Source organism: Nocardioides sp. GCM10028917 (assembly GCF_042666175.1).
GTDB lineage: Bacteria > Actinomycetota > Actinomycetes > Propionibacteriales > Nocardioidaceae > Nocardioides.
In genome coordinates this window covers 790062-806344 of record NZ_JBHTFL010000007.1, presented here as the reverse complement: position 1 = coordinate 806344, position 16283 = coordinate 790062, and the positions used below count along the sequence as shown (strand labels likewise).

Here is a 16283-nt window from a genome sequence, read left to right as displayed (position 1 = left end):
CTCGTGAGACCGACCGCATCGATGAAAGGTTCGCCATGACCGACAGCCAGGACACCACCCCCGAGAGCCCCCAGGGGGTCGACCGCAAGGCCGAGGCCGGCTGCCCGGTCATGCACGACTCCGCCACCGCCCAGGGCAGCGAGAGCGAGAACCCCGTCATCGACTCGCCGCAGCCGGCGACGAACCGCCGCCCGCACACCAACCAGGACTGGTGGCCCAACAGCCTCGACCTGTCGCCGCTGCGCACGCACTCCTCCAAGACCAACCCGCTCGGGCCGGACTTCGACTACTCCGAGGAGTTCAAGAAGCTCGACCTCGCCGAGCTGCGCCGCGACGTCGTCGAGGTCCTCAACACCTCCCAGGACTGGTGGCCCGCGGACTTCGGCCACTACGGCGGCCTGTTCATCCGGATGAGCTGGCACGCGGCCGGCACCTACCGGATCTTCGACGGCCGCGGTGGCGCGGGCGAGGGCTCGCAGCGCTTCGCCCCGCTCAACAGCTGGCCCGACAACGCCAACCTCGACAAGGCCCGCCGCCTGCTCTGGCCGGTCAAGCAGAAGCACGGCCAGAAGATCTCGTGGGCCGACCTGCTGGTGTACGCCGGCACCGTGGCGATGGAGGACATGGGCTTCCAGACCTTCGGCTTCGGCTTCGGGCGTGAGGACATCTGGGAGCCCGAGGAGATCATCTGGGGCCCGGAGGACACCTGGCTCGGCGACGAGCGGTACGGCGGCGAGCGCGAGCTCGAGGAGACGCTCGGCGCGGTCCAGATGGGCCTGATCTACGTCAACCCCGAGGGGCCCAACGGCAACCCCGACCCGGTCGCGTCCGCTCGCGACATCCGCGACACGTTCGCGCGGATGGCGATGAACGACGAGGAGACGGTCGCCCTCATCGCCGGTGGCCACACCTTCGGCAAGACCCACGGCGCGGGCGACGCCGACCTGGTGGGCCCCGAGCCGGAGGCCGCTCCGCTGGAGGAGCAGGGCCTGGGCTGGAAGAGCTCGTGGGGCTCGGGCAAGGGCAAGGACGCCATCACCTCGGGCCTCGAGGTCACCTGGACCTCCACGCCGACGCGATGGAGCAACGACTACTTCAAGTTCCTCTTCGCCTACGAGTGGGAGCTGGAGAAGAGCCCGGCGGGCGCCCACCAGTGGGTCGCCAAGGACGCCGAGGCGATCGTCCCCGGTCCGACGCCGGACTCGCCGCCGCGCCGACCCACGATGCTGACCTCCGACCTCGCGCTGCGCTTCGACCCGGCCTACGAGAAGATCTCGCGCCGCTTCCTGGAGAACCCCAACGAGTTCGCGAAGGCCTTCGCCAAGGCCTGGTACAAGCTGCTGCACCGTGACATGGGACCGGTGGCGCGCTACCTCGGGCCGTGGGTGCCGGAGACCCAGATCTGGCAGGACCCGGTGCCGGCCCACGAGGGCGAGCTCATCGGCGACGCCGACGTCGCCGCGCTCAAGACCGCGGTCCTCGACTCCGGCCTCAGCGTCGCCGAGCTCGTCTCGACGGCGTGGGCCTCGGCCGCGTCGTTCCGCTCGACCGACAAGCGCGGCGGCGCCAACGGAGCGCGCATCCGCCTCGAGCCGCAGCGCGGCTGGGCGGTCAACCAGCCCGAGCAGCTCGCGACGGTGCTCGACAAGCTCGAGGCCGTGCGCAGCGAGTTCAACGGCCGCGGTGGTGCGCAGGTGTCGCTCGCAGACCTCATCGTGCTCGCCGGGTCGGCCGCGGTCGAGAAGGCCGCCCGCGACGCGGGCGTCGAGGTCACGGTGCCGTTCCACGCCGGACGCACCGACGCCACCCAGGAGCAGACCGACGTCGACTCCTTCCGCGTCCTCGAGCCCCGTGCCGACGGCTTCCGCAACTACCTGCGACAGGGCGAGAAGCTCCAGCCGGAGACCCTGCTGGTGGAGCGGTCCTACCTGCTCGGCCTGACCGCGCCGCAGATGACGGCCCTCGTCGGCGGCATGCGGGCCCTCGGCGGCAACGTCGGCGGCTCCGAGCACGGGGTCCTCACCGACCGCCCGGGCGTGCTCACCAACGACTTCTTCGCCAACCTGCTGGCCCCCGGCGCGCAGTGGAAGGCCTCGGAGTCGGAGGAGAACGTCTACGAGATCCGCGACGCCGCCACCGGCGACCTGAGGTGGACGGCCACCGCCGTCGACCTGATCTTCGGCTCCAACTCGCAGCTGCGGGCCCTGGCCGAGGTCTACGCCAGCGAGGACGCCCGCGAGAAGTTCGTGCGGGACTTCGTCGACGCCTGGGTGAAGGTCATGGACAACGACCGGTTCGACCTGCGCTGATCCTGCGCTGACCCTGCTCGGCCGGCGGCCCGGACTCCCCTCGCGGGGGGTCCGGGCCGCTGCTCGTGGCGGCTAGGGTGGGCGCGACGTGAGCGAGCGGGAGAAGACCCGGCTGGTGGCCTGGGGTCGGGAGATGCGCGAGGTCCACGACCGGTTGCGCGCCGCCCACCGCGTGGCGCTGGACGAGGCTGCCGCAGGGCGGACGCCGTCCGCGAGCCGGGACCTGCTGCTCTTCTGCCACGGCTTCTGCACCGCGCTCGACCGCCACCACCGCGGCGAGGACGCGCTCCTGTTCCCGGCGGTCGCGGCCGAGCACCCCGACCTCGCCGAGCCGCTGCGCAAGCTCGAGCAGGACCACGCGATGATCGGCCACCTCGTCGGGGCGCTGCAGGCCGACGTCACCGCCTCCGCCGACCCCGACGTGCTGGGGCGGCATCTCGACGGCATCGGCGCGATCATGGAGTCGCACTTCCGCTTCGAGGAGCGGACCCTGCTGGGCATCCTCGACCGGCTCGACCTGCGCGCCGAGGTCGCCGACGTGCTCGGCCCGCTCTGACGTCCGGATCCGGCACTACCGTGGGCGGATGGTCGACCACGCCACGCCCAACCTCCCCTCGCGCGACCTCGACGCGACGGCTGCCTTCTACGCCGCGCTCGGGTTCGCGACGGCGTACCACGACCCGGGCTGGCTGATCCTCGAACGCGGCACGCTGGTGCTCGAGTTCTTCCCGGACCCCGGCATGGACCCGGCCTCGACCGCCTCGAGCTGCTGCCTGCGGGTCGACGACGTCGATGCGCTGTACGACGTGTGCGTGGCGGCCGGCCTGCCCGAGACCCACGTCGGGTGGCCGCGGCTCCACCCGCCGCGCGTCGAGGACTCCGGGATGAGGATCGGCTACCTCGTGGACGCCGACGGCAACCTGCTCCGACTCGTGCAGAACCCCTAGCCCGCGACGCGGCCCGCCTCCGCCTCGTCGCCCACGCGGATCGTGCCCGAGCCCAGCAGCCGGAACACCGTGCCGCCGCGTGGCGAGCGCAGCGCCTGCATGGCGCCGGGGCCGAGCCAGTCGTCGAGGAGCCGGCAGGGAGCGGCGATGCGCACCACCTCGAGCTCGACGTCCGCGATCCGCATCCGCTCGCCCGGCCGCGTCGGGATCGGTCCGGTCGTCAGGGTGATGTTGCGGCGGGTGAGTCCCGGGTCGACCGGCCGGCCGAGCACCTCGGCCGCCGCCTCCAGGTCGTCGAGCGCCTGCACGGTCACGTGGCGGTGCCTCGCCCCGTGGTAGCGGTCGCCGACCAGGCCGACGCCCGCCTCGGCCTCGACGGAGTCCACCGACCTCGTGGGGACCTTCCGCCCGGGGGCGATGTGGATGGCGTGCACGCGAGAGCTCACGGGTGCGACCGTACTTCGCACCCAAGTCTCGCGCTTTGCACCCGGGATCTGGGCCGCCAAGTGGGCCGGTCACCGGATATCCGGTGACCGCAGGGGCGTCGCGGGAGGCATGATCGGTTGCCATGAGCGATCTGCGCAATCCGAAGGAAGCCCTCCACCGCTACCTCCAAGAGGCACGCGACGCCATCCTCTGGAAGCTCGACGGCCTCGGCGAGCGCGACCTGCGTCTCCCGCTCACGCCCACCGGGACCAACCTGCTCGGCATCGTCCGGCACGTCGCCAACGTGGAGATCGGCTACTTCGGACCCACCTTCGGCCGCGAGTGGCACCACCCCGACCACCCGCTCTTCGTGACGGACCCGGACTACGACGCCGACCCGCAGGCCGACTGGTGGGTGCCCGCCTCGGTCCCGGCGACGGAGGTCGTCGACTTCTACCGAGACGTGTGGGCCTTCAGCGACGCGACGGTGGCCGAGCTCCCGCTCGACGCGGCCGGGACGGTGCCGTGGTGGTCGGCCGCGCACCGCGACATCACGCTCCAGCGGGTGCTCGTCCACGTCCTCGCCGACGTCACCCGGCACGCCGGTCACGCCGACGTCCTGCGCGAAGGCATCGACGGCGCCGCCGGCCTCAAGGTGGACGTCACCAACCTGCCCGAGGTCGACTGGCCGGCGTACGTCACCCGGCTGAGGAGCGTCGCCGAGGAGTTCCCGGCCGGGTAGGGGCACGCGACCCCGCGGCGCGCTGGTGGCCATAAGTCGGACGCGGAGTGTCGGTGGCTGCGCCTAGGGTCGTCGGGTGCCCATGGACGAGCCCGACCAGGTCCCGGCCGACCCCGCCGCGCCGCAGGTCTAGGCGCACCTGCCGCCGGGGGTGACCCGCGGCCCGGAGACCGTGCGCGCGTTCCGGCAGGTCCTCGGCAACACGCTGGTCGCCAACGTGACCGCGAGCTTCCTCTGGTTCGCCCTCACCTTCTGGGCCTACCTCGAGACCCGCTCGGTGATGGCCACCGCGATCATCGGCGGCGGCTACATGCTCTTCACGGCGGTCTTCGGCACGTTCTTCGGCACGCTCGTCGACCGCCACCGCAAGAAGCAGGTGATGGTCATCTCCTCGACCGTCACGCTTGTCGCCTACGCCGCCTCGGCCGGCCTGTGGCTGCTGCTCGGCGAGGACCGGCTGGCCGACTGGGGCAGCCCGTGGTTCTGGCTGTTCACCGGCGTGATCCTCGTCGGCGGCATCGTCGAGAGCCTGCGCAACATCGCGCTCTCCACCACCGTGACCCTGCTCGTCCCCGACGACGACCGCGACAAGGCCAACGGCCTGGTCGGCACCGTCCAGGGCATCTCGTTCATGATCACGAGCGTCTTCAGCGGCCTGAGCGTCGGGCTGCTCGGCATGGGGTGGACCCTCGCGATCGCGGTCGCGCTGACCGGCGTCGCGCTGCTGCACCTGGCGCCGATCACGATCCCCGAGGTCGATCCGGAGCCTGAGGAGGGCGGGCCGCACTTCGACTTCCGCGGGGCGATCTCCGCGATCACCGCTGTCCCCGGGCTGGTCGCGCTGATCCTCTTCACGACGTTCAACAACCTGGTCTCCGGTGTCTACATCGCGCTGATGGACCCCTACGGCCTGACGTTGTTCAGCGTCGAGGCGTGGGGCATCGTCCTCGGCGTCACGGGGCTGGGGTTCGTCGTCGGCGGTGGACTCGTCGCCAAGCTCGGCCTCGGAGCCAACCCGGTCCGCACCCTCCTGCTCGTCAACCTCGCCATCGCCCTGATCGGGATGACCTTCACCGTGCGCGAGTGGGCCTGGCTCTACGTCCTCGGCATCTTCGTCTTCATGGCGGTGATCCCGGCCGCCGAGGCGGCCGAGCAGACGATCCTGCAGCGGGTCGTCCCGTTCCGCACCCAGGGCCGGGTGTTCGGCTTCGCCCAGAGCGTCGAGCTGGCCGCCAGCCCGATCTCCGCGTTCCTCATCGGCCCGATCGCGGAGTTCGCGCTGATCCCCTACATGGAGTCCGAGGAGGGCCGCGACTCGTGGCGCTGGCTGCTCGGCGACGGCGACGCCCGGGGCATCGCGCTGGTCTTCATGATCGCCGGCGGGATCATGTTCGTCACCGTGCTCGTCGCGCTGGTGTCCGCTCCCTACCGCCGGCTCTCCGCGGCGTACGCCGACGCGCCGCCGCAGCAGCTCGAGGGTGCGGCGACCGACTGACCCCCGGCGGGGTGGCTCACGCAGGCATCCGGGCGTCGAGGAAGCGGACGGTCCGGTCCATGGCTGCGATGAAGGCCGGCCCGAACGGGTGCCCGTCGTCGTACCACTCCAGGGTGGCGTCCACGCCGGCCTTCGTCATGGCGCGCTGGGTGGCGCGGGCCCACCGGGGCGGGCAGGTGTCGTCGAAGCGGCCGTGCACCATCAGCACCGGCTCCGTGATGTCGCCGAAGAGTGGCCGCGGCGAGACGCCCCGCCAGAACTCCGGGTCCTCGGCCGGGAGCCCGTGGCGTCCCCGGAAGTCGGCCTTCAGCTCGGCGAGGGGCGCGTCGGGGCGCTGGAACTGGGCGAAGTTCTCCGCCTCGAGGCTCGAGACGGACGCCCAGCCCACCCCGGCGGCGAAGAGGCCGGGCTCGGCGGCGAGCGCCTTCATCATCACGCCGCCGCCCATCGAGCGGCCGAACAGCGCGATCCGGCCGGGGTCGACCCGCACGTCGTCGGACGTCCGGAGGGCGTGGAGAGCGGCGACCGCGTCGGCGGCGTAGCCGAGCCGGACCGCCTGCTCGACGCGCGGGTCGTCGGTCGACTCGGCGTGGTTGCGGTAGTCGACATGCAGCGCGACGTAGCCGCGCTGGGCGAGGAACCCGCGCTCACGCGTCATCCCCTGCCCGCGGACGTAGTAGGCCGGGTCGATGTAGCCGTGGGACAGCACCACCGCCGGGAAGGGGCCCCGCCCGGTCGGCACGTTGAGCACGCCGCTGATCCGCAGCGGCTCGGTGCCCCGGCCCATCGTCGTGGACGCGAAGGTGACGTCGTACGACGTGTAGGCGGGGGTCCGCTCGCGCACGGCACCGAGCCGCAGGTCACCGCCGGTCAGGTCGGCCCGGGCGAGCGCGGCCATCGAGATCGGGTGGGCCGGCTCGGGGTCCGCGGAGGGCTGCTCCGACGGTTGCTCGGTCGGCTCGCTGGTCGGCTCGCTGGTCGGCTGGCTGGTGGGCTGGCTGGTGGGCTGGGTGGTCGGCTCGTTGGTCGGGGTGGCGCTCGGAGCGTCCGACGAGCCGGCGGGGTCGGGCTCGTCGGCGCCGCTCGAGCAGCCGGCGAGCAGCACCAGGACCGCGGCGGCGGTCGCGACAGGGCCGGCGGCTCGGGGCCTCAGGGCGGGCATGTCGACCAGTCTGCGGCACTGCTGGTCACGTCTGGGGCTCGCGGGACGTCGACTGGTCGACACGACGCGCACACGGAAGGGTGGACCTCATGGACCGGACGGAGAGCTTCGAGGCCGAGCGGCCCCGACTGCTCGGCATCGCGACCCGCGTGCTGGGCGACCACGCCGAGGCGGAGGACGTGGTGCAGCAGGCCTGGCTGCGCCTCGACCGCGCGGTCGCCCAGGACGGCACCGACATCGAGAACCTCCCCGCATGGCTGACCACCGTCACCACCCGGCTCTGCCTGGACCGGCTGCGGGCGCGCACGCCCGTGCCGGTGGAGGACCCGCACCTCGAGGAGGCGGTGGAGCCGTGGTCCGAGCCGGTGACCGACCCCGCGGACGACGTCGCGCTGGCCGACACGGTCGGCATCGCCCTCCAGGCGGTCATCGACCGTCTGTCCCCGCGCGAGCGGGTGGCCTTCGTCCTGCACGACAGCTTCGGCTTCGACTTCGCGACCATCGGCGCCGTCCTCGACACCTCGCCCGTCGCGGCACGCAAGCTCGCGTCGCGGGCCCGGGCCAAGGTCGCGCAACCGGCCCCCGAGGACGCGCTGGCCGACTGGGAGGTCGTCGACGCGTTCATGGCCGCCGCCCGCGGCGGTGACTTCGAGCGGCTGCTCCAGCTGCTCGCGCCCGATGCGGTGGTCGGCGCCGACGAGGCCGCGGTCTTGGCGGGCACTCCCGCCTCCATCGAGGGTCGCGACGAGGTGGCCACGTTCTTCAACGGCAGCGCCCAGGCTGCGATGCCCGTCTTCGTGGGCGACCGACCGGCGTCCGCATGGTTCCACCGCGGGGCCGCGGCGGTCGTCTTCGACTTCGAGGTCGCTTACGGCAAGGTCCGCGCGATCACGTTCCGCGCCGAGCCGGCCCTGCTCGAGCAGGTCGTGCGCCGCGACGGACCCGAGGTCCGATGACCAGCCGCAGCGGTCACACCCGCGCGGCGTCGTACGTCAGTGGAGTGACCACACCAGGAGGAGAAGCAAAGTGAAGACCATGACCTGCCGCCAGCTGGGCGGACCGTGCGACCTCGCCCACCGCGGCGAGACCCACGACGACGTCATCAACGCGCAGGACCACCACCTCAAGCAGGCCGAGAAGGACGGCGACCAGGCGCACCTGCCGGCCCGCAAGAAGATGAAGGGTCGCTGGCGCCACCCGAAGAAGTCGCTCGGCTGGTACCGCCAGATGCAGGCCGACTTCGCCGCCCTGCCGGAGGACTGACCCCGTCCCCCTTGCTGCTTCACCATGGGATGTCGGGAACCACCGCACGTCCCTGGTGCAACCAACCGAGGGAAGTGCACATCCAGCGACATCCCATGGTGAAGCAGCGACAGAGGTCAGCGCGCGCGGCGGTCCGCCAACAGCCAGGCGGCACCCGACGCCACCGCGGTGACGCCGAGCACCGAGGGCCAGGTGCCGATCTTCTTGGCGAGCGGGTGCGAGACACCCATCGCGGTCCAGTAGGCGGCGCTCAGCCCGAGGGCCAGCGGCGCGCCGCCGACGGCGTACCACTGCCGGGCCGCGACCACGTTGGCGCCGAGCATCGCAGCACCGCCGAGGGGGCGTACGCCGGTCTGCTGGGCGGCTGCGAAGCCGCCGACGAGGCCGGCGGCGAGCAGGGGAGCGGTCGGGACGCGCGTCAGGCCAGGCACACCTCGAGCGTAGCCAGCACTCAGTTGTGGCCGACGCGGCCCTTGCTGCCGGCGGCCCAGCAGACGGTGTCGACGCAGTCGATGGCGTGGTAGCCCTTCCTGCTCGCACGCTTCCACGTGCGCCCGCCGTCGGTGGTGATGCTCGACCCGACCGACCCGTCGTAGTCGCCCGTCGCGACGGCGTACCTCGTGCCGCGCAGGAAGGTGACGTCCTCGCCGACGTGGGAGAGGTCGCCGCCGGTGGTCCAGGTCCGGCCGTCGCGGGTGTACGCCGTCGTGTCCTCGGTGTCGTCGGCCTCCGCGAAGTCGCCGCCGACCGCGATGCCCACGCGGGGCGAGGCGAACGCGCCCGCGAACCCGCCGGCTGCCTCACCGGCCGGGATCCCCGAGGGGACCGCCGTCCAGGTGCGGCCGCGGTCGTCGGAGCGGAGGACGCGCGACTTCTTGCCCCCGGTGATCAGGAACGCCGACCTGCCCGAGGTGACGAGGCAGTCGCCGCTGGCGGCGAAGCCGAACTCGTCCTTGGAGCGGGGCATGCCCTTGTCGGGCAGCACCGACCACGAGCGGCCACGGTCGTCGGTGGCGAGGATGCGCAGCTTGCCGCCGACCGGGTCGCTCACCGCCAGTCCGTGCCGGCCCTTGCCGTAGAAGGCCATGCAGTCGTAGAACGCCTTCTCGTCGGTGTTGCGGAACGACTCGTCCCACGAGGCGCCGCCGTCGGTGGAGCGGTAGATGCGGGACGCCTCGCCGGGGCCGATCGCCAGCACGTGCGCGACGGAGCCGTGCACCTCGACGTCGCGGAACGACAGGCCCTCGGTGCCGTCCGGGCTGACGTCGGTCCAGGTCCGGCCGCGGTCGGTCGTGCGGAACACCCGCGCGGGCCCGTCATCGGTCAGGCTCTCCCCGGTCACCCAGGCCTCGCGCCTGCTCACGGCCTCGAGGCCGCGGAGGTTCTGGTCGGCGTCGACGACGGTCTCGCTCCAGCCGTCGCGGAACGGGTTCGGCCCGGCGGCGGCCTCCGGCTGCGCCGCCGAGCTCGCAGGGAGGGTGAGCGCCAGGGCGGGGATCGTGAGGAGGGCAGGGATCAGGGCAGGGACTCCGAGTCGTCGCATCCGGTCACCTTCCACCCACGGCGCGGATCATGTCCAGACCCGTCGCAACGCCGGAAGGGCGGGCCTTGCGGCAGCGGATCGTCCGGAACCCGGTCTAGCGTCGGGGCATGAGCACCCCTGACCACGAGACCTGGGTCCCGCCGCCGTGGGAGCCGCCCATCGACGGCACCGAGGCCGAGCACCTGACCGGAGCGCTCGGCCGGATGCGCGCGACGCTGCGGTGGAAGGCCGACGGCCTCGACGAGGCCGGCCTCCGGCACCGCCTGCCGTCGTCGTCGCTCTCCCTGGGCGGCCTCCTGCGCCACCTGGCGCTGGCCGAGGACTACTACCTGACCACCAAGCTGCGCGGCGAGGAGTTCGTCGAGCCGTGGCGCTCGCTCGGGCACGACGACACCGACGAGTGGGAGTTCGAGGCCGACCACCTCACCGCCGCGGAGACGTACGCCGTCTTCGACGAGGCCGTCGTCCGGAACACGCGGCGCATCGACGACGCGCTCGCCGAGGGCGGTCTCGACCTGGTGGCCCACATCGACGACGGCAACGGCAACCACCCGCGGCTGCGGCGCCTCCTCGTCGACCTGCTCGAGGAGTACGCCCGGCACACCGGCCACGCCGACCTGCTCCGCGAGGCCGTCGACGGGCGCGTCGGCGAGGACCCGCCCGAGGACTGGACGCCCGCCTGGCTCGCCTAGTTGTGCCCTCGTTGTGCCCTCGTTGTGCACAGGCGCCGGTCGCCGCTGTTTGGCGAGCGTCGCGGCGGGGCATCCACCCGACATGTCGACCTACCAGGTGGAGCCCGATGAGCTCCGCACCACGGCGAGCGACCTGCGGTCCGCCGCCACGGACGCCCGCGACGCCGACGCGGCGGATGCCGTCGCGACGCTCGCCGGTGCGCTCCCCGGCAGCAGCACCGCGAGCGTGATGCCGGAGCTCGCGACCGCGTGGGACGAGGGCATCCGGGCGTGGGCGTCGTCGGTCGGCGACTTCGCCGACGGGCTCGACGCGGCCGCCGCCGACGCCGAGGCCGCCGACGCCCGCGCGCAGGCCTTCCAGAAGTGGCTGCAGACCTTCCTCGGAGGCGGGTCGTGAGCATCACCTTCGGCCGGCTCCGGTCCTGGCGTGCCGCCGGCGTGCAGGCCGCGAGCGACGAGCTGCGGGTCGACGTGCTTGCGCTGGAGAAGGCCCGGGACGTCGTGGAGTCCGACGCGGTCCCCGACGGGTGGACCGGCGTCGGTCGGTGGGCGGCCTCGGCACGCCAGGCGGCGCTGGTCGCCCGGATGACGCGCCACATCGAGGGACTGACCGACTTCGAGCGCCAGGTCTACGCCCAGGTCGGTCCCGTCACGGCGATCGAGCAGGCCGTGCAGGACATCCTCAGCGACGCCGCGGCCGCCCAGCTGGAGGTCGACGCGTCCGGCACCGTCAGCGACGTCGCCCCGCGGCCGACCTTCGACAACCGCTTCGAGGCGCAGGAGCACCAGGCGAGCCGGCAGCACGCGGTCACCGCCCTGGCCGCACGGGTGGGCGCCGTCCTCGACGACGCCTACGCCGTCGACTCGGCGCTGATCGCCGCGCGCCCGCACGGGTCGTTCAGCGACGACGGACCCGACTACGTCGTCGACCCGGAGGTCGAGCGCGACTGGGCCTCGATGTCCGACGACGAGCGCCGCCGGGTGCTGGAGCACATCGCGGAGCAGCAGGCCCGCGACGCGGGCGTGGACGACTTCGAGGTCCGCATCGAGGACCTCGAGGACGCGGACGGCGACGGCAAGGACGACGACCCGACCACGGACTCCCGCGGCAGCTGGAGCGAGGACGACCGGGTGCTGCGCATCGACGAGGACAACCTCTCCGACCCGACCATCCTCGGCACCGTGGCCCACGAGGTGCGGCACGCCCAGCAGCGCAAGGAGGTCGACGACCTTCCCTGGTGGTGGTGGGAGGACTACGACGGTCCACCGGGCGTCAGCCAGGCGGAGGTCGAGGAGTGGCGCGACAACTTCGACGACTACCAGACCACGGAGGACGACGGCTTCGAGGCCTATCGTGACCAGCCTGTCGAGCGGGACGCCCGCGAGACCGGCGGCGACTACCTCGACGACCTCGACAGTGACGACCTCGACCGGATCAGGGAGGAGGCACGATGAGCACGCACACCGAGTCCGGCGGACCCGCGCTGTCCGACCTCGCCCTCGTCTGGGCCCGCACCCGGTCGGCCGCCGACCTCGCAGCGCTGCGTGACGCCGTACGCCGTTCACCCGGCTTCGACCCCGGTCTCGACGTCGTCGACGCCGTCGCGCCCGCCCTCGCGCGCGGCGACCACGCCGAGGCGGCCGAGGTCGTGCAACGCCTGATGCCCGGAGCCTTCTTCTCCCCGTCGGCCCACGCGGCGCTCGCCGCCGCCCACGCCGGGCTCGGTGACGACGCCCGCGCCCGGGCGGAGCGCGGCCTGCAGGCGTTGGCGATCCAGTCCATCCGCAGCACCGGCGACGGCACCCGGGAGCACCCGTGGAGCGTGCTGCGGATCAGCGACGAGTACGACGTGCTGCGCGCCGACCGCCGCACCTCGCAGCAGCAGACGCTGGTCGCGGCCGACGGCGCGTCGCTCGACCGCCACGTGTGCGACGACGGCGGCGAGGCGTGGTTCGACGTCAGCCGGCTGGTGCGCGCATGAGGCGTGCGCTCCCGCTCGCGGCGGGGCTGGCGGTCGCCGCGCTGGCGCTCGCCGGCTGCTCGGACGACTCCGGTGACGCCGTGACCGACGGAGGCGACACCGGCGCGGGCGACGTCGTCGAGGTGCCCGGCGTGGCCTTCGCCGGTGACTCAGCGGCGCTGAGCCCTGACGGGTCGCGGATCGCGGTGCCGTGCGACGGCGAGCTGTGCCTCTGGTCCACGGCCGAGGGCACCCTCGACGACCGGTGGGACGGGGGTGGCGTGGTCGCCTGGGGCACCGGCGGACTCGTCGCGACCGACCAGGTCGACGGTGGGACCGTCTCGGTGGTCCTCGTGGACGACGCCACCGGTGACGAGGTCGGCACGGCCCAGGCCTACGACGCCGAGGTCGTCCAGGACGGTCCGGGCGCCGGCATGCGTGACCTCGAGTTCTCGCCCGACGGCGAGACGCTCGCCGGTGCGGGCGCCGACGGTGTCGTACGCCTCTGGTCGGTGGACGACCCGACGGACGTGACCGAGGTCGACCCGGAGGGCGAGGCACCGGTGGCCGTGGCCTTCAGCTCCGACGGGTCCGCGCTCGCCGTCGCGTCCTCCGACGCCCCGGTCACGGTCTTCGAGGTCGGGTCCGGGGCCGCTCTCGGACAGCTCGACGCCCCGCCGCAGGGGCACGTCGCCTGGAGCCCGGACGACGCCACCCTCGCGACGTCGTCGTTCGCCCTCGACGAGCAGGCGGCACTGACGGTCTGGGACGGCGAGACCTACGAGGAGCAGGCGTCGTCGCCGGTCGCCGCCGACCACCTGGCCTGGCTCGGCTCCGACCGCGTGGCGGCGAGCGTGAAGGACGAGCCCGACCTGCGGGTCTGGGACTGGCGCACCGACGACGTGCGCTCGCTCGCGGGCGCCACCGACACCCCGCGGGCCGTGCTCGTCGCACCTGACGGCTCACGCGTGTACGCGGTGAGCCCGCGCGACGGCGTGCTCGCCTGGCCGGCACGGGGCGGCAGCGCGACGGCGTTCGAGAAGCCGGAGGAGTGACGTGCCGGGACCTCAGGGCTTCGACTACGAGGTGCGTGGCAGCGAGGTCGTGATCTCGCACCACGGCCGCCGCGCGACGGTGCTGCGCGGTGCGGCGGCCGCACGGTTCCTCGCCGACGTCGAGGACGACGACGAGCAGGAGCTGATGGCCCGGGTCACCGGCAACTACCGTCGCGGCAACGAGCGGACGGCGAGGAACCACCCGCGCAACGCGGGTCGCTGACGAGGGCGTGTCCCTCACGTCCATGGCCTGCTGCGCGCCGAGACTTGAGAACACGCCCTACTTGCTGGGCTCCGGGACGTCGACGTCGGCGCACGTCACCTTGGGGTTGACGCCGAGGTAGTTCAGCGGCCCGGCGACGACGGTGAGCGCGATGTCGCTCGCCTCGGAGCAGTTGGTCCTCGTGTCGTCGAAGTAGCCGCGCTGGAAGGCGGCGATCGCGCCGATGACGAGCCAGACCACGAGCAGGATGCCGATCAGTCGTCCCACGGGACCTCCTCGATCCTCGCGGCGGGGTAGCCGCTCGTCGCGAGTGTGCGCCGAACGGCGTACGGCCTGCCACCCTCCCAGGGGTAGGCGGCCCTAGGGTGACCGCATGACCATCCTCGCTGTGGTGTTCGCGGTCGCGGCCGCGCTGCTGCACGTCTACATCTGGGTCCTCGAGGCCTTCCGGTGGACCGAGCCCGCGACCCGCAGGACCTTCGGCGTCTCCGAGGCCGACGCCCCGGTCCTGGCGCCGATGGCCTACAACCAGGGCTTCTACAACCTCTTCCTGGCGATCATCACGATCGTCGGCGTGGCGCTGCTGGGCGAGCAGGAGGACGTCGGACGCGCGCTGGCGCTGGCCGGCACGGGGTCGATGCTCGGCGCCGCGCTGGTGCTGGTGACCCACGACGGGTCGATGGCGCGCGCCGCGATCACCCAAGGGACCCTGCCGGCGCTGGCCGTGCTCTTCCTGCTGCTGTCGATGTAGGTCTCGCCCGGGCCCCGGCCCGGTCTCGACCCGATGAGCGCTACTGCCCGAGCCAGGTGTGGACCGAGGACACCACCGAGGCGCCCTCGCCGGTCGCCGACGCGACCCGCTTCATCGACCCGGCGCGGATGTCACCGCCGGCGAAGATGCCCGGGACGGTGGTGGCCAGGTCCTCCGGAGGCACGCTGTCGACCCAGTGCTCGGTCGGCACGTCGCGGCCGGTGAGGACGAAGCCCCGCTCGTCGCGCAGCACCGCATCCGGCAACCAGCCGCACTCGGGCGCCGCGCCGAGGAGCAGGAACAACCCGCGCGCCTCGACCCGCTCGCGCGCGCCGGTGTCGACGTCCTCCATGTCGAGCCAGGCGAGCTGACCGACGTCGTCGGGGCCGCCGTCGACCACGCGGGTGCAGGGGCGCACGGTGATGCGCGGGTTCCACTCGATCTCGTTGATGAGGTACGACGACATGGTGGAGGTGAGGTCGGGTCGGCGCACCACGATCGTGACCGACGCGGCGAAGCGGGCGGCGTGGATGGCCGCCTGCCCGGCTGAGTTGCCGCCGCCGACCACCACGACGTGGTCGCCGGCGAGCTCGCGGGCGGCGGCCATGGCCGCGCCGTAGTAGACCCCGCGTCCGACGAGCTCCTCGAGCGACTCGACACCCAGGCGGCGGTAGTCGACCCCGGTCGAGACGAGCACCGTCCGGGTGTGCACGTCGCCGCCGTCGGTGTGCACGACGTGGTGGTCACCGTCCGCGCAGCGTGAGATGCCGGTCGCCGGCCACCCGGTGAAGAAGCGGGTGCCGAAGCGCAGCGCCTGCCCGCGGGCGCGCTGCGCCAGGCGCATGCCGGAGATGCCGCGCGGGAAGCCGAGGTAGTTGCGGATCATCGAGCTGGTGCCGGCCTGGCCGCCGATCGCCTCGGCCTCCAGGCAGACGGTCGAAAGGCCCTCGCTCGAGGCGTACACGCTGGCAGCCAGTCCCGCCGGACCCGCACCCACCACGACGAGGTCGACCACCTTGTCGACGTCGATCTGGTCGGGCCGGCCGTAGAGCTGGTTGGCCAGCGACCGCACGTCGGGGCAGTGGCCGCACCATCCGGCGAGCGAGGACACGATCGGCCAGCGGCCCTCGTCCTCCGGGCAGCTCGCCATCACCTCGCGGCCGACCTCGCTGTCGGGGTGGTGCACGCCGGCCGGCATCCCGACCCGGGCGAGGTAGTCGAGCAGGCCGCGCGTCAGCCCGTCCTTCTCGGGGGCGATGATGCGGACGTTCTCCACCACCGGAGCGGCGACGGTCGCGTTCCACTCGTTGAGCAGCTCGCCGACGGCGAGGTGGAACTCCTCGTCGCGCGGCCCCTGCGGCATGAGCAGCAGCGCGTCCACCTTGCCCCTGGCAACGGCTTCGCGGAAGGTCTGGTTGTCCTCGCGGAACCGGCTGACGTGCGTGACGATCAGCCGCCGCGCGGTCGGGACCGCCTGCCGGGTCCCGCCGATCAGCTCGTAGAGCCGCTCGCGATCATGGTCGGTGTCGACCACGAACAGCGCCACGGGGTGACCGGTCGTCACCAGATCCTTGGCGCAGGCCTTGGCGGAGGCCTCGTCGGTCGCCATGCGGACGTCGTACTCGCGCTCGTAGCGGGCGAACGCCTCGCCCAGCTCGGGCGCGTGGTGGGTGGAGGCGATGACGATCGCGGGCGCTCCCATGCCACGAGCCTA

General features: G+C 72.9%; 20 protein-coding genes. 14 read left to right on the top strand and 6 right to left on the bottom strand.

From position 1 onward, the window contains the following. Window positions 1–35: 35 nt before the first annotated feature. The 3 genes from katG (at window position 36) to ACFQW6_RS13260 (ending at window position 3256) form a co-directional block, all read left to right on the top strand. Window positions 36–2309, top strand: coding sequence for a catalase/peroxidase HPI (gene katG, locus ACFQW6_RS13270; RefSeq protein WP_378545819.1), 2274 nt, complete (start codon window positions 36–38; stop codon window positions 2307–2309). Between the two features lie 88 nt (window positions 2310–2397). Further along, the gene (locus tag ACFQW6_RS13265) at window positions 2398–2865 is read left to right on the top strand and encodes a hemerythrin domain-containing protein (RefSeq protein ID WP_378545816.1); all 468 of its coding nucleotides are present in this window, start codon (window positions 2398–2400) and stop codon (window positions 2863–2865) included. 28 nt (window positions 2866–2893) lie between these two features. After that, window positions 2894–3256 (top strand): bleomycin resistance protein, encoded by a 363-nt coding sequence (locus ACFQW6_RS13260; RefSeq protein ID WP_378545813.1) that lies wholly within the window; start codon window positions 2894–2896, stop codon window positions 3254–3256. On the opposite strand, the gene ACFQW6_RS13255 is transcribed toward ACFQW6_RS13260, so the two are convergent. Beyond that, window positions 3253–3702 carry an MOSC domain-containing protein gene (locus ACFQW6_RS13255; protein ID WP_378545810.1) on the bottom strand — a complete coding sequence of 150 codons (450 nt, stop codon included), beginning with the start codon at window positions 3700–3702 and terminating at the stop codon, window positions 3253–3255. The genes ACFQW6_RS13260 and ACFQW6_RS13255 overlap by 4 nt on opposite strands. Window positions 3703–3824: 122 nt before the next feature. Between ACFQW6_RS13255 and ACFQW6_RS13250 the strand changes: the two genes are divergently transcribed. Further along, window positions 3825–4424, top strand: coding sequence for a DinB family protein (locus ACFQW6_RS13250; RefSeq protein WP_378545807.1), 600 nt, complete (start codon window positions 3825–3827; stop codon window positions 4422–4424). Between the two features lie 151 nt (window positions 4425–4575). Next, window positions 4576–5919 carry an MFS transporter gene (locus ACFQW6_RS13245; protein ID WP_378545804.1) on the top strand — a complete coding sequence of 448 codons (1344 nt, stop codon included), beginning with the start codon at window positions 4576–4578 and terminating at the stop codon, window positions 5917–5919. 16 nt (window positions 5920–5935) lie between these two features. Here ACFQW6_RS13245 and ACFQW6_RS13240 read toward each other — a convergent pair whose 3' ends face one another. Further along, entirely contained in the window at window positions 5936–7081 is a 1146-nt protein-coding gene (locus ACFQW6_RS13240) for a prolyl oligopeptidase family serine peptidase (RefSeq protein WP_378545801.1), read from the bottom strand. A gap of 89 nt (window positions 7082–7170) precedes the next feature. Between ACFQW6_RS13240 and ACFQW6_RS13235 the strand changes: the two genes are divergently transcribed. Both ACFQW6_RS13235 and ACFQW6_RS13230 read left to right on the top strand, forming a co-directional pair. Then, on the top strand, window positions 7171–8037 hold the full coding sequence (locus tag ACFQW6_RS13235; RefSeq protein WP_378545798.1) for a sigma-70 family RNA polymerase sigma factor: 867 nt from the start codon (window positions 7171–7173) through the stop codon (window positions 8035–8037). A gap of 79 nt (window positions 8038–8116) precedes the next feature. Next, a complete protein-coding gene (locus ACFQW6_RS13230; protein WP_378547553.1) occupies window positions 8117–8344 on the top strand; it encodes a hypothetical protein in 228 nt (75 codons plus the stop codon). A gap of 116 nt (window positions 8345–8460) precedes the next feature. On the opposite strand, the gene ACFQW6_RS13225 is transcribed toward ACFQW6_RS13230, so the two are convergent. Together ACFQW6_RS13225 and ACFQW6_RS13220 are read right to left on the bottom strand one after the other, a co-directional pair. After that, the gene (locus ACFQW6_RS13225) at window positions 8461–8775 is read right to left on the bottom strand and encodes a hypothetical protein (RefSeq protein WP_378545795.1); all 315 of its coding nucleotides are present in this window, start codon (window positions 8773–8775) and stop codon (window positions 8461–8463) included. Window positions 8776–8795: 20 nt separating this feature from the next. After that, window positions 8796–9887, bottom strand: coding sequence for an oxidoreductase (locus tag ACFQW6_RS13220; protein WP_378545792.1), 1092 nt, complete (start codon window positions 9885–9887; stop codon window positions 8796–8798). A gap of 107 nt (window positions 9888–9994) precedes the next feature. Between ACFQW6_RS13220 and ACFQW6_RS13215 the strand changes: the two genes are divergently transcribed. From ACFQW6_RS13215 to ACFQW6_RS13190, 6 genes are all read left to right on the top strand, one after another. Further along, entirely contained in the window at window positions 9995–10579 is a 585-nt protein-coding gene (locus ACFQW6_RS13215) for a DUF664 domain-containing protein (protein ID WP_378545789.1), read from the top strand. Between the two features lie 82 nt (window positions 10580–10661). Beyond that, the gene (locus tag ACFQW6_RS13210; RefSeq protein WP_378545786.1) at window positions 10662–10976 is read left to right on the top strand and encodes a hypothetical protein; all 315 of its coding nucleotides are present in this window, start codon (window positions 10662–10664) and stop codon (window positions 10974–10976) included. Beyond that, complete coding sequence (locus tag ACFQW6_RS13205; protein ID WP_378545783.1) at window positions 10973–12034, top strand: hypothetical protein; 1062 nt, start codon at window positions 10973–10975, stop codon at window positions 12032–12034. The genes ACFQW6_RS13210 and ACFQW6_RS13205 overlap by 4 nt, the downstream gene beginning before the upstream one ends. After that, a complete protein-coding gene (locus tag ACFQW6_RS13200; protein ID WP_378545780.1) occupies window positions 12031–12561 on the top strand; it encodes a DUF4919 domain-containing protein in 531 nt (176 codons plus the stop codon). The genes ACFQW6_RS13205 and ACFQW6_RS13200 overlap by 4 nt, the downstream gene beginning before the upstream one ends. Further along, window positions 12558–13595, top strand: a complete 1038-nt coding sequence (locus tag ACFQW6_RS13195) for a WD40 repeat domain-containing protein (protein ID WP_378545777.1) — start codon at window positions 12558–12560, stop codon at window positions 13593–13595. The genes ACFQW6_RS13200 and ACFQW6_RS13195 overlap by 4 nt, the downstream gene beginning before the upstream one ends. A gap of 1 nt (window position 13596) precedes the next feature. Then, window positions 13597–13818: a hypothetical protein gene (locus ACFQW6_RS13190; protein WP_378545774.1), complete on the top strand. Its 222-nt coding sequence runs from the start codon at window positions 13597–13599 to the stop codon at window positions 13816–13818. Window positions 13819–13875: 57 nt separating this feature from the next. Here ACFQW6_RS13190 and ACFQW6_RS13185 read toward each other — a convergent pair whose 3' ends face one another. Next, entirely contained in the window at window positions 13876–14085 is a 210-nt protein-coding gene (locus ACFQW6_RS13185; RefSeq protein ID WP_378545771.1) for a hypothetical protein, read from the bottom strand. Between the two features lie 106 nt (window positions 14086–14191). On the opposite strand from ACFQW6_RS13185, the gene ACFQW6_RS13180 reads away from it, so the two are divergent. Beyond that, the gene (locus tag ACFQW6_RS13180; protein WP_378545768.1) at window positions 14192–14569 is read left to right on the top strand and encodes a DUF1304 domain-containing protein; all 378 of its coding nucleotides are present in this window, start codon (window positions 14192–14194) and stop codon (window positions 14567–14569) included. 40 nt (window positions 14570–14609) lie between these two features. Here ACFQW6_RS13180 and ACFQW6_RS13175 read toward each other — a convergent pair whose 3' ends face one another. Continuing rightward, window positions 14610–16271, bottom strand: coding sequence for an FAD-dependent oxidoreductase (locus tag ACFQW6_RS13175; RefSeq protein WP_378545765.1), 1662 nt, complete (start codon window positions 16269–16271; stop codon window positions 14610–14612). Window positions 16272–16283 lie beyond the last annotated feature (12 nt).

Bases quoted from the DNA above. Each gene is read 5' to 3' on its own strand.
- katG (WP_378545819.1), top strand. From the start codon at position 36: ATGACCGACAGCCAGGACACCACCCCCGAGAGCCCCCAGGGGGTCGAC.
- ACFQW6_RS13260 (WP_378545813.1), top strand. From the start codon at position 2,894: ATGGTCGACCACGCCACGCCCAACCTCCCCTCGCGCGACCTCGACGCG.
- ACFQW6_RS13250 (WP_378545807.1), top strand. From the start codon at position 3,825: ATGAGCGATCTGCGCAATCCGAAGGAAGCCCTCCACCGCTACCTCCAA.
- ACFQW6_RS13240 (WP_378545801.1), bottom strand. From the start codon at position 7,081: ATGCCCGCCCTGAGGCCCCGAGCCGCCGGCCCTGTCGCGACCGCCGCC.
- ACFQW6_RS13235 (WP_378545798.1), top strand. From the start codon at position 7,171: ATGGACCGGACGGAGAGCTTCGAGGCCGAGCGGCCCCGACTGCTCGGC.
- ACFQW6_RS13230 (WP_378547553.1), top strand. From the start codon at position 8,117: ATGACCTGCCGCCAGCTGGGCGGACCGTGCGACCTCGCCCACCGCGGC.
- ACFQW6_RS13220 (WP_378545792.1), bottom strand. From the start codon at position 9,887: ATGCGACGACTCGGAGTCCCTGCCCTGATCCCTGCCCTCCTCACGATC.
- ACFQW6_RS13215 (WP_378545789.1), top strand. From the start codon at position 9,995: ATGAGCACCCCTGACCACGAGACCTGGGTCCCGCCGCCGTGGGAGCCG.
- ACFQW6_RS13210 (WP_378545786.1), top strand. From the start codon at position 10,662: ATGTCGACCTACCAGGTGGAGCCCGATGAGCTCCGCACCACGGCGAGC.
- ACFQW6_RS13200 (WP_378545780.1), top strand. From the start codon at position 12,031: ATGAGCACGCACACCGAGTCCGGCGGACCCGCGCTGTCCGACCTCGCC.
- ACFQW6_RS13195 (WP_378545777.1), top strand. From the start codon at position 12,558: ATGAGGCGTGCGCTCCCGCTCGCGGCGGGGCTGGCGGTCGCCGCGCTG.
- ACFQW6_RS13180 (WP_378545768.1), top strand. From the start codon at position 14,192: ATGACCATCCTCGCTGTGGTGTTCGCGGTCGCGGCCGCGCTGCTGCAC.
- ACFQW6_RS13175 (WP_378545765.1), bottom strand. From the start codon at position 16,271: ATGGGAGCGCCCGCGATCGTCATCGCCTCCACCCACCACGCGCCCGAG.